The organism is Pseudomonas sp. BNK-30, from assembly GCF_047456185.1.
Taxonomy (GTDB): Bacteria; Pseudomonadota; Gammaproteobacteria; order Pseudomonadales; family Pseudomonadaceae; genus Aquipseudomonas; species Aquipseudomonas putida_E.
In genome coordinates, this window is the sequence record NZ_CP179904.1 from 4,907,167 (window position 1) to 4,919,397 (window position 12,231).

6 protein-coding genes and 3 rRNA genes are annotated in these 12,231 nt (G+C 57.5%); 5 read left to right on the forward strand and 4 right to left on the reverse strand.

Annotated elements, in window-relative coordinates; translation table 11 throughout:
* The first annotated feature begins 63 nt into the window (after positions 1-63).
* The 3 genes from ACMGGN_RS22775 (at position 64) to rrf (ACMGGN_RS22785) (ending at position 3,427) form a co-directional block, all read left to right on the forward strand.
* Positions 64-2,955: ribosomal RNA gene (locus tag ACMGGN_RS22775) — 23S ribosomal RNA — on the forward strand.
* A 131-nt stretch (positions 2,956-3,086) separates the two neighbouring features.
* Positions 3,087-3,202: ribosomal RNA gene (gene rrf, locus ACMGGN_RS22780) — 5S ribosomal RNA — on the forward strand.
* Between the two features lie 109 nt (positions 3,203-3,311).
* Positions 3,312-3,427: ribosomal RNA gene (gene rrf, locus ACMGGN_RS22785) — 5S ribosomal RNA — on the forward strand.
* 54 nt (positions 3,428-3,481) lie between these two features.
* Here the strand turns inward: rrf (ACMGGN_RS22785) and ACMGGN_RS22790 are convergent.
* A complete protein-coding gene (locus ACMGGN_RS22790) occupies positions 3,482-4,180 on the reverse strand; it encodes a GntR family transcriptional regulator (protein ID WP_119687966.1) in 699 nt (232 codons plus the stop codon).
* 219 nt (positions 4,181-4,399) lie between these two features.
* Between ACMGGN_RS22790 and lapG the strand changes: the two genes are divergently transcribed.
* Complete coding sequence (lapG, locus tag ACMGGN_RS22795) at positions 4,400-5,146, forward strand: cysteine protease LapG (protein WP_376778894.1); 747 nt, start codon at positions 4,400-4,402, stop codon at positions 5,144-5,146.
* Between the two features lie 10 nt (positions 5,147-5,156).
* Positions 5,157-7,103, forward strand: a complete 1,947-nt coding sequence (gene lapD / locus ACMGGN_RS22800; protein WP_414156312.1) for a cyclic di-GMP receptor LapD — start codon at positions 5,157-5,159, stop codon at positions 7,101-7,103.
* Between the two features lie 58 nt (positions 7,104-7,161).
* Here the strand turns inward: lapD and ACMGGN_RS22805 are convergent, their stop codons facing one another.
* From ACMGGN_RS22805 to ACMGGN_RS22815, 3 genes are read right to left on the reverse strand one after another with little or no spacing between them, the layout of a single operon-like run.
* On the reverse strand, positions 7,162-8,520 hold the full coding sequence (locus tag ACMGGN_RS22805; protein ID WP_414156851.1) for an HlyD family type I secretion periplasmic adaptor subunit: 1,359 nt from the start codon (positions 8,518-8,520) through the stop codon (positions 7,162-7,164).
* 7 nt (positions 8,521-8,527) lie between these two features.
* Positions 8,528-10,684, reverse strand: coding sequence for a type I secretion system permease/ATPase (locus ACMGGN_RS22810; protein WP_115273161.1), 2,157 nt, complete (start codon positions 10,682-10,684; stop codon positions 8,528-8,530).
* A gap of 44 nt (positions 10,685-10,728) precedes the next feature.
* The gene (locus ACMGGN_RS22815) at positions 10,729-12,066 is read right to left on the reverse strand and encodes a TolC family outer membrane protein (protein WP_119687964.1); all 1,338 of its coding nucleotides are present in this window, start codon (positions 12,064-12,066) and stop codon (positions 10,729-10,731) included.
* Positions 12,067-12,231 lie beyond the last annotated feature (165 nt).

Here is a 12,231-nt window from a genome sequence, read left to right on the forward strand (position 1 = left end):
GCAACATGCGAATTTTCGGCGAATGTCGTCTTCACAGTATAACCAGATTGCTTGGGGTTATATGGTCAAGTGAAGAAGCGCATACGGTGGATGCCTTGGCAGTCAGAGGCGATGAAAGACGTGGTAGCCTGCGATAAGCTTTGGGGAGTCGGCAAACAGACTGTGATCCAGAGATCTCTGAATGGGGGAACCCACTCAGCATAAGCTGAGTATCTTGTACTGAATACATAGGTGCAAGAGGCGAACCAGGGGAACTGAAACATCTAAGTACCCTGAGGAAAAGAAATCAACCGAGATTCCCTTAGTAGTGGCGAGCGAACGGGGACCAGCCCTTAAGTTGGTTTGAGATTAGTGGAACGCTCTGGAAAGTGCGGCCATAGTGGGTGATAGCCCCGTACACGAAAATCTCTTATCAATGAAATCGAGTAGGACGGAGCACGAGAAACTTTGTCTGAACATGGGGGGACCATCCTCCAAGGCTAAATACTACTGACTGACCGATAGTGAACCAGTACCGTGAGGGAAAGGCGAAAAGAACCCCGGAGAGGGGAGTGAAATAGATCCTGAAACCGTATGCGTACAAGCAGTGGGAGCCTACTTTGTTAGGTGACTGCGTACCTTTTGTATAATGGGTCAGCGACTTATATTCAGTGGCGAGCTTAACCGAATAGGGGAGGCGTAGCGAAAGCGAGTCTTAATAGGGCGTTTAGTCGCTGGGTATAGACCCGAAACCGGGCGATCTATCCATGGGCAGGTTGAAGGTTAGGTAACACTGACTGGAGGACCGAACCGACTACCGTTGAAAAGTTAGCGGATGACCTGTGGATCGGAGTGAAAGGCTAATCAAGCTCGGAGATAGCTGGTTCTCCTCGAAAGCTATTTAGGTAGCGCCTCATGTATCACTGTAGGGGGTAGAGCACTGTTTCGGCTAGGGGGTCATCCCGACTTACCAAACCGATGCAAACTCCGAATACCTACAAGTGCCGAGCATGGGAGACACACGGCGGGTGCTAACGTCCGTCGTGAAAAGGGAAACAACCCAGACCGTCAGCTAAGGTCCCAAAGTCATGGTTAAGTGGGAAACGATGTGGGAAGGCTTAGACAGCTAGGAGGTTGGCTTAGAAGCAGCCACCCTTTAAAGAAAGCGTAATAGCTCACTAGTCGAGTCGGCCTGCGCGGAAGATGTAACGGGGCTCAAACCATGCACCGAAGCTACGGGTATCACCTTTGGTGATGCGGTAGAGGAGCGTTCTGTAAGCCTGTGAAGGTGAGTTGAGAAGCTTGCTGGAGGTATCAGAAGTGCGAATGCTGACATGAGTAACGACAATGCGAGTGAAAAACTCGCACGCCGAAAGACCAAGGTTTCCTGCGCAACGTTAATCGACGCAGGGTTAGTCGGTCCCTAAGGCGAGGCTGAAAAGCGTAGTCGATGGAAAACAGGTTAATATTCCTGTACTTCCAGTTATTGCGATGGAGGGACGGAGAAGGCTAGGCCAGCTTGGCGTTGGTTGTCCAAGTTTAAGGTGGTAGGCTGAGATCTTAGGCAAATCCGGGATCTCAAAGCCGAGAGCTGATGACGAGTTGCCTTTAGGCGACGAAGTGGTTGATGCCATGCTTCCAAGAAAAGCTCCTAAGCTTCAGATAACTGGGAACCGTACCCCAAACCGACACAGGTGGTTAGGTAGAGAATACCAAGGCGCTTGAGAGAACTCGGGTGAAGGAACTAGGCAAAATGGCACCGTAACTTCGGGAGAAGGTGCGCCGGTGAGGGTGAAGGACTTGCTCCGTAAGCTCATGCCGGTCGAAGATACCAGGCCGCTGCGACTGTTTATTAAAAACACAGCACTCTGCAAACACGAAAGTGGACGTATAGGGTGTGACGCCTGCCCGGTGCCGGAAGGTTAATTGATGGGGTTAGCGCAAGCGAAGCTCTTGATCGAAGCCCCGGTAAACGGCGGCCGTAACTATAACGGTCCTAAGGTAGCGAAATTCCTTGTCGGGTAAGTTCCGACCTGCACGAATGGCGTAACGATGGCGGCGCTGTCTCCACCCGAGACTCAGTGAAATTGAAATCGCTGTGAAGATGCAGTGTATCCGCGGCTAGACGGAAAGACCCCGTGAACCTTTACTATAGCTTTGCACTGGACTTTGAATTTGCTTGTGTAGGATAGGTGGGAGGCTTTGAAGTGGGGACGCCAGTTCTCATGGAGCCATCCTTGAAATACCACCCTGGCAACTTTGAGGTTCTAACTCAGGTCCGTTATCCGGATCGAGGACAGTGTATGGTGGGTAGTTTGACTGGGGCGGTCTCCTCCCAAAGAGTAACGGAGGAGTACGAAGGTGCGCTCAGACCGGTCGGAAATCGGTCGTAGAGTATAAAGGCAAAAGCGCGCTTGACTGCGAGACAAACACGTCGAGCAGGTACGAAAGTAGGTCTTAGTGATCCGGTGGTTCTGTATGGAAGGGCCATCGCTCAACGGATAAAAGGTACTCCGGGGATAACAGGCTGATACCGCCCAAGAGTTCATATCGACGGCGGTGTTTGGCACCTCGATGTCGGCTCATCACATCCTGGGGCTGAAGCCGGTCCCAAGGGTATGGCTGTTCGCCATTTAAAGTGGTACGCGAGCTGGGTTTAGAACGTCGTGAGACAGTTCGGTCCCTATCTGCCGTGGACGTTTGAGATTTGAGAGGGGCTGCTCCTAGTACGAGAGGACCGGAGTGGACGAACCTCTGGTGTTCCGGTTGTCACGCCAGTGGCATTGCCGGGTAGCTATGTTCGGAAGAGATAACCGCTGAAAGCATCTAAGCGGGAAACTTGCCTCAAGATGAGATCTCACTGGGATCTTGAATCCCCTAAAGGGCCGTCGAAGACTACGACGTTGATAGGTTGGGTGTGTAAGCGCTGTGAGGCGTTGAGCTAACCAATACTAATTGCCCGTGAGGCTTGACCATATAACACCCAAGCAATTTGCTTCTGCAGATTGTGGTGGTGAAGACGAAAGAACCGAAAGTTCGCAACATCACAACTATCGCATATCCGAATTCGCTGGGCTGTCCATCTGGACATTCTGGCTACAGAATTTCTTGACGACCATAGAGCATTGGAACCACCTGATCCCATCCCGAACTCAGTAGTGAAACGATGCATCGCCGATGGTAGTGTGGGGTTTCCCCATGTGAGAGTAGGTCATCGTCAAGATTCATTTCGCAAAACCCCTATCTGCGTAAGCAGGTAGGGGTTTTGTCTTTAAGTAGGAACTACAGAGATTCGCGGGTACGTCCATAGGACGGGCCGGCACACAGAATTTCTTGACGACCATAGAGCATTGGAACCACCTGATCCCATCCCGAACTCAGCAGTGAAACGATGCATCGCCGATGGTAGTGTGGGGTTTCCCCATGTGAGAGTAGGTCATCGTCAAGATTCAAATCCAAAGCCCCTGTCTGCACTGCAGACAGGGGCTTTGTCTTTTCCGGGTTATGGCATTGGCTGGGCTGCTTGCTTGTCCAGGTAATTCCTGATAACCCGCGCACCATTGTTCAGATGCTGCTCCAGCACCCTCACTGCCTCGTCGACCAGCTTGTCACTGGCTGCATCCGCCAGTGCGTTGTGATCGTCCTGGGTCAGCTTGCCCAAGCCCATCGACGATAGATGAAAGCGCAGGAAGCGCTCTTCCTCGTTGAGCTCGTCCTCGATCAGGCGCAGTAGCTTCTGGTTCTGAGCCTTGCCGTACAGGGCCATGTGGAACAGCCGATTGAGGCGGCCGATTTCGGCGTGGCGCGTCTCGTCTTCCAATTGCCGGATGTAACCACGTGCCCGGGCGATATCTTCGGCATCGAGCAGGGGAATGGATTGGCGCAGGGCCTCGGATTCGAGCAAAACCCGCAACGCATAAGTGTCGACCGCATCTTCACCAATCAAGGGCGCCACAACTGCGCCCTTGTGCATCTCCACCTTGAGCAGCGATTGCGCTTCCAGCTGGCGCAGCGCCTCACGCACAGGCATGCGGCTGACGCCATACAAGGTCGCCAGCTCTTGTTGGCGCACGGCGGTACCGGGCGGCAGGCGGCCATCGAGTATGGCGCTGCGCAAGCGTTCTTCGATCACGCCACGGGCCAGGTTCGCCGGTAGCTGTTCGCTCGCCAGCACATTGCTCAGTTTGATTTTCTCGGCCACGCGAAGTCTGCCTCGACGACTAAAGTTGGATCCAATGACACTAGTAACAGGCAAGGGGGCTTGTCAAACCAGCTCCCCGCAATGGGGCGGGCGAAACACGGCCTAGAGATATGGTGGATGAAGACGACTGGCAAAGGAAGCGGCACATACAAAGCATTAACTGGAAAGTCTTGGCTCCCCGACCACCGGCGGCATGATTGCAGGATGCCATTGTTTTTTATGCTGACAGACCTCACCATCGCTGCTTTCGACTGGTCTAAACAGGTCTTCGCAGTGGCGATACCTTGGGTAATCAAAACCGCCGCGCGATGTGTCGGCCTTGCCATTTTGCTGGGCAGCTTGCTGCTGGGCGGTTTGCATGCGGATTGGGATTTTTCCCAGATCAGTCGCAAGTCACAGACCCTGTATGGCCCACTGGGTGCCGGCAAGGGCCGCATCGATGCCTGGCAAGCCATGATGGCCACGCAAAACCAAGGCTCAGAGCTACAACGCTTGCAGGCAGCCAACCTGTTTTTCAACCAGCAATTACGCTATGTCGAAGACATCGACTTGTGGCGTGAAGTCGACTATTGGGCCACGCCCATCCAGGCCTTGATCAAGGGCGCCGGCGATTGCGAGGACTACGCCATCGCCAAGTATTTCAGCCTGCGCCGCATGGGTATCCCAAGTGAAAAGCTGCGCATCACCTACGTCAAGGCCTTGCGCCAGAATCGCGCGCACATGGTGCTGACCTATTATTCAAGCCCACAAGCCCAGCCGCTGGTACTCGATAGCCTGATGGACGCGATCAAGCCGGCCAGCCAGCGTACTGACCTCTTGCCGGTCTACGCCTTCAATGGTGAAGGCCTCTGGTTGACCGGTGCTGCGGGTAACAAGAAAGTCGGTGACACCAAGCGTTTGTCACGCTGGCAGGACCTGTTAAAGAAAATGCAGGCCGAAGGGTTCCCGGCCGAACCGGTTTACTGAAGGAGCACAGATGTCACTGTTCAAACAATTGCTGTTGGCCATTTGCCTGTTCCTGGTGGTCGCGTTCAGCGGCAGTTTCATGGTCAGCCTGGAGAGTTCACGCAGCCAGTACGTCAACCAGCTGCGCTCACATGCCCAGGACGCTGCCACGGCGCTGGCGCTCTCGTTGACGCCAAACATCGATGACCCGGCCATGGTAGAGCTCATGGTCAGTTCAATCTTTGACAGTGGCTATTATTCGAGCATCAAGGTCGTCGACCTGGCCTCGAATGCGGTGCTGGTGGAGCGTCACGCGCAGCCAGATCCTGGTGGTGTTCCTGCCTGGTTCATCCACCTGATAGGCCTCGAAGCTGCCGGCGGTGATGCCCTCGTCAGCCGAGGTTGGCAACAAGCTGCGCGTGTCGAAGTCATTAGCCACCCGATGTTCGCCATCTCCAAACTCTGGCAGAGCGCCTTGGGCAGCCTGGGCTGGCTGCTGCTCTGCGGTGCAGCGAGCGCGGTACTCGGAGCCTTGCTGTTACGTCGTCAATTGCGGCCGCTGGACTACATGGTCGAGCAGTCCCACGCCATCGCCCGCCGCGAGTTCCTCAGCCTGCCTGAGCTGCCGCGCACGCCCGAGTTGCGTCGTGTGGTACAAGCCATGAACCAGATGGTGGAGAAGCTCAAGGCCCTGTTCAACGAGCAGGCCGAGCGCAGCGAGCGGCTACGTACCGAATCGTATCAGGACAACCTGACCGGGTTGTCCAACCGCCGTTACTTTGAAATGCAGCTCAATACCCGAGTCAGCAACCTTGAAGAAGCGAGGGCGGGTTACCTACTGTTGCTGCGTGTTCAGGACCTCACAGGGCTTAACGCCCGCTTGGGCGGCCAACGCACCGACCAGCTGTTGCAGGCGGTCGGTGTACAGCTGCAGCGTACCTGTGCCAAGTTCCCGGAGACCAAAGACCTGATTTCCCGCAGCCGTGGCGGTGAGTTCGCCGTGCTCGCCCCAGGTATGGTGCACGAAGAGGCGGTGCAGCTCGCCCAGGCCTTGGAGGCTACGCTGCAGAGTCTGCACGAGACCGGCGCCACCGATGTCGACCCGGTAGCCTGTATCGGCCTTGCGCCGTTCAGCCCCGGCGACGCGCCGCAAGCGCTATTGAAACTTGCCGATGAGGCCCTGGCCCGCGCTGAAAATCAGCCGACACCCGGCTGGGTTTGCCTTGAGCAGGGTGCCGCGGCTGTTGCCGGCGATAGCCATCACGCCTGGCACACGCGGCTTGAGCAAGCCTTCGTCAAAGGTCAGTTCGAACTGTTCTTCCAACCGGTTGTGGATTGCAAGGACAAGCAGCGCTTGCTGCACTACAAAGTCATTTCACGGCTGCACGATGATGAAGGCGAGGCAGTGCCGGCCGGCCGCTTTCTGCCGTGGCTCGAGCGCTTTGGCTGGATGCCGCGGCTGGATGTGCTGGTGCTCGAAAAAGTGCTGGCGCACTTGCGTAGCCATGATCAGGTGCTTGCGCTCAACCTGTCGGCTGCGACCCTGGCCGACCCCAACGCTCTGCAGCGGGTATACGATTTGCTTGGGCAATACACCGCACTGGGGCCACGCTTGGTCTTGGAAATCGGCGAAGAGCAATTGCCTGCGCAAGCCGCGCTCGAGCAGTTGACTCGACGCTTGCACGGGCTTGGTTTCGGGCTGGCGCTGCAGCGTTTTGGTGGCCGCTTCAGCATGATCGGTAACCTGGCGCACTTGGGCCTGGCGTACCTGAAGATCGACGGGAGCTACATCCGCAATATTGACCAAGAGCAACACAAGCGTTTGTTCATCGAAGCAATTCAGCGGGCAGCGCACAGTATTGATCTGCCGTTGATTGCCGAGCGGGTCGAGACCGAAGGAGAGCGACAGGTGCTACTGGAAATGGAGGTTCAAGGTATTCAGGGGCAGTTGGTGGGCGAGCCTGCCCCTTGGCGCTGACTTCGGCCTGACAGAGCAGGTGCAGCGCCCTTCCTCAGGGTGGTTGCACCTGTGACAGTCAGCGTTCGCGCAGGGCTTCAGCACGGGCCTTCATGATGGGTTTTAGCAGGTAGCTCATGATGGTCTTCTTGCCCGTCATGATATCCACCGTTGCTACCATTCCTGGGATGATCAGCAACGGTTTCTCGTCAGTGCCCAAGTGGCTTTTTTCCGTGCGCAGCTTGATCAGGTAGTACGTGGTCTTCTTGTCTTCATCGGTGATGGTGTCGGCACCGATCTGCTCCAGCGTGGCCTTCAAACCGCCGTATATGGTGTAGTCGTAGGCCGTGAACTTGACCGTCGCTTCCTGGCCCGGGTGCAGGAATGCGATGTCCTTGGGCAGGATCTTCGCCTCGACTACAAGGCTATCATCCAGCGGCACGATCTCTACGATATCACTGCCCGGCTGGATCACGCCGCCGACAGTGTTGACCAGCAACTGCTTGACGATGCCACGTACCGGCGAGCTGACCATTGTGCGGTTGACCCGGTCATCCAGCGCCCTGCCCGTGGCGGTGGCCTTGTTCAACTCGGTACGTGCCTCGTTGAGCTGGGTCAGCGCCTCGCTGCGGAACTTGCCGCGGGTTTCTTCAATCTTGCTCTGCACTTCCTTGATAGCCGCTTCGGCGCGGGGGATGGCCAGTGCGGTGGAGTCCATCTGCCCTCGGTTCTCTACTTCTGCGCGGCGCAAGCGTAGCACTTCCACCTGGGAAATAGCGCCTTGGGCCACCAGTGGCTCGGACATGGCGATTTCCTGACGCAGCAACTGCAGGCTGTTGGCGTACTGTGACCGCTTGGAGGTGAACTCGCGCAGTTCCTGCTGTTTTTGCACAAGTTGCTGTTCCAAGCCGCTGATCTCATCATGCAGTTGCTGGCGCCGGCTCTGATAGAGCGACTGCTCGCTGGCGGCCTGGCTCGGTGCGGCCTTGCGCAGCTCTTCGTCGATCAGCAGCGGCTTGTCGTCCACTTCGGCGCTCAGGCGCTGCACTCGCAGCGCCATCGCCAGACGATCGGCTTCGGTTTCACCAACGTTGGATGCGAAGCGCGTTTCGTCCAGCCGCAGCAATGGCTCACCGACTTCGACGATCTGCCCTTCCTTGGCATAGATCTGCGCGACGATGCCGCCTTCCAGGTTCTGAATTTTCTGCACTTTGGAGGATGGAATGGCCTTGCCTTCACCGCGGGTAACTTCATCGATGGGGGCCACGCTGGCCCAGATGATCATGACCAGGAAGAACGCGATGATGCCCCAGATAGTCAGGCGCACGATGCGTGGCGCGTCTTCGATCAGCGCTTTGTTGACCTCCGGCAGCGGTTGCCCGGCAAGGGACTCCGAGCCCTTGAAGTAACGGCGCAGGCTGTCCTTGAAACGCCCCATATCCAGCTTATGCAACACTGATCTGCCCCTTTTTAAGCGCATCCATGACGGCGGCTTTCGGGCCATCCGCAACAATCTGTCCTCGATCGATGACGATCAACCGGTCCACCAGCGACAGCAAGGACGCCCGGTGGGTCACCAGCAAAACGGTCTTGCCCTCGATGACCGCAGCCAGGCGCTGTTTGAGGCGTTCTTCCCCCGTGTTGTCCATGGCACTGGTGGGTTCGTCCAACAGCAGGATCTGCGGGTTGAGCAGCAGCGCCCGAGCCAGGGCGACGTTCTGCCGCTGCCCTCCGGAAAGGTTCTGGCCGCGTTCGCCGACCTGCAGTTCGTAACCGTCGGGATGCAGGCGAGCGAATTCATGCACGCCGGCCAGCTCGGCGGCTTGCAGGATCAATTCGTCTTCAATGTAGCGGGCACCGCTGACAAGATTGTCGCGCAAAGTGCCTGCCAGCAACTGAATGTCTTGCGGGACATAGCCGATGTTATGGCGCAACTCACTGACGTCGATCTGGCGGATATCCACGCCATCGACCAGCAAGGAGCCATTGTCAGCCTCGTACAGGCCGACGATGAGCTTGGCCAGCGAGCTTTTGCCCGAGCCGCTGCGGCCGATGATGCCGACCTTCTCGCCCGGGCGGATATTCAGGTTGATGCCTTTGAGCGCCAGGTTCTGCTGATTGGGATAGGTGAAATCTACACCCCGGAATTCGACCGCGCCCTGCAGCACCTGACGGCTCAGAGGACGTTCTTCGAAATTGCGCTCCTGCGGTAGCTCCATCATCTGGTCGGTGGCCACCATGGTCACCTTGGCCTGCTGGTAGCGGGCCAGCAAACCGTTGAGCGAGCTCAACGGGCCTAGCGCTCGACCGCTGAGCATGTAGCAGGCGACCAGGCCGCCCATGCTCAGGTTGCCGTCGATGATCAGGTAAACGCCAACGCAGATCATCGCCACCCCCGCCAACTGCTGGATGAGCAAGGTGATGTTCATGGCCAGGCTCGACAGCACTTTGACGCGCAGCTCGAGGCGGCTGAGGGTGCCAAGGGTCTGCTCCCACATGTACTGGCGTTCGCTCTCGGCGTTGTTGACCTTGACTGCGTCCAGGCCGGCCAGCGTTTCGATCAGGCTGGACTGGCGCTCCGATGCCAGCGCCATGGTGCGCTCCATGGTCGCCATCAACGGCTTCTGCAGCGCATAGCCGATGCCCAAAGCCAGCGGGAACGCAAGGACCGGGATCCATACCAGATGCCCGCCGATGATGGCGATGACAAGCAGGATCAGCAGGGTGAACGGCAGATCGATCAGGGTGGTCAGCGTTAGCGAAGCGAGGAAGTCGCGCAGGCCCTGGAATTCGTGAATGTTCTGGGCAAAGCTGCCGACCCGGGCAGGGCGATACTTCATCGACATGCCGACGATCCGCTCGAACAGCGTGGCTGAAATGATCAGGTCGGTCTTCTTGCCCGCAAGGTCCAGGCAGAGGCCGCGCAGGCCTTTGAGAATGAGGTCGAATATGTAGGCGAAGCCGATGCCTGCCGCCAGCACCCATAACGTCGACGTGGCCTGGTTGGGAACCACGCGGTCGTACACATTCATCACGAACAAAGGCGCAGCCAGTGCAATCAGGTTGATCACCAAGCTGGCAGCAATGGCGTCGATGTACAGCCATTTGCTGCGCATCAACGTGTCGCGGAACCAGGAGCGGGCGCGCGGGATGAGGTTGCCGTGGTTCACATCGAACTTGTGCTGCGGCTGGGCGAAGAACACTTTGCCGCTGTAGTCGCCCTGCAGCGCCTCGCGGCTCACCAGCACCTCACCGCCGTCGCTTTCACTGAGCAGCAGGCGGGCGGTGTCTTCGTTTTCCCAGCCCACCAGCACTGCACTGCGGCCCTCATTGAGCAGCAGCATGGCCGGCATGGCGATGCTCGGGATCTGCTCCAGCTTGCGCTGAAGTACGCGCCCTTGCAGCCCGGCACGGGCAGCCGCACGAGGCAGCAGATCAGGGGTCAGGCGCTGGGCCGGCAAGGGCAGGCCGGTAGTCAGCATGGCCCTGCTTGCGGGCTTCTGGTGCAGAACACACAGGGTCAGCAGACTATCCAGCAACGGGTCATCGTGCTGGCTGCGTGGATCGTGGCTGAGTTGCACTCGACTGACTTCGGATTCCACGCGGCGCTCTCTTCATCCTTGCGGGTAGATGGTGCGGGTGCGCCTCAGTTCATGCCTGGCAGGTTCACTCGCGGTTTCACATCATTCTGCACAACGGTGGCCATCGGTGCTACGACACCCTGGCTCTTGAGCAGTTGGCCAATGGTCGCCTTGATTCGGTATTGAGTAAACAATTGTATGTTCTTCACCTCAACCAGACGACGCTGAGCAGTGAAGGTTTCATTTTCACTGTCGAGCAAGTCGAGCAGTGTGCGTTCGCCGAGGCTGAACTGCTGCTGGTAAGCGCTGCGTACCCGGTTGCTGTGATCGACGTATTGCTGGGCGATAGGCAACTGGGCGTTGGCGTTCTCTTGCGCATTCCATGCCAGGCCCAGTTCTTCGTTGAGCTGGCGCAGGGCGTTATTGCGAATATCCAGCGCCTGGTTGGCCAAGTATGACTTGGACTCCAGGTCAGCCTTGTTGCTGCCGCCGGCGTACAGGTTGAAGTTCATGCGCAGCATGGCCTGCCACTCATTGTTGTGGCCGACAGTGCCGTCGATGTTGTTATCGGCCGTTCTTCCGAGTTCTGCATCGAACCGCGGATAGAAGCTCGACTTCGCTGCGTCGTACTGTTTCTCAGCCGCGGCGATGTCCGACTCTGCCGAGCGCAGTACTGGGCTGCTCTCTACCATCTGCGCGCGCGCCTCATCCAGAGTTGCCGGCAGCAGGTCGATGAAAGGCGCCGGGGCGCTCAGTTCATCCGGCATCTGGCCTACCACGCTTAGGAAGTTGGTGTTGGCATCGGCGAGGTTGGTCTGCTCGGTTATCAAATTATTGCGCGCTTGAGCCAGACGGGCTTCGGCCTGATCAAGGTCAGCCAGGCGGCCAACACCACGGCTGGTACGCAGTTTGATCTGGTCGAGGATACGTTCGTGGTTGCGCAGGTTTTCCTCGGCAAGGCGAACCATTTCGCGGCGCGACAGCACGTCCAGGTAAACCTGGGCCACGTCAAGCGCGGTGCGCTCCGAGGTGTCCATCAGCGAGTAGGCGCGGGCATTAACGGTGGCTTGTTGACGGCCTACTTCGTTAGAAGTGGCAAAACCGTCAAAAACCATTTGGCGAAGACGGATTGCTGACTCACCGCGATTGAGGGTTTCCCAGCGGTTGCCGGTGCTCGGGCTGTCAGTCCCCTCTCGTCCATAACCAGCGGTCACATCTACCCGCGGCAAATAGCCGCCCTTGGCCGCACGCAGCTGGTAATCGGCCGCCACTCGGGCGTTGACACCCGCCTGGATCTCCGGGTGCACCTCAAGGGCTTTCTGCATGGCTTCGGGCAAGGTTTGTGCTTGCAGGAAAGTGGCGGCAAAGGCGAATGGAAGAGCGGTAAACAGTGACGCACGCATTTTTACTGATCCCCGAGGGCGCTGTTGTCCTGAATCACGGCCGAAGCGGTTCAGGTCTGGAAAATGACAACCTGATTTGACCGATGAGCAGCTTCCGACGGGGCACTGGTATTAGTACTAAAGGAAGGGATAGCAACCGTTCAAATATCAATGTGACATTACATT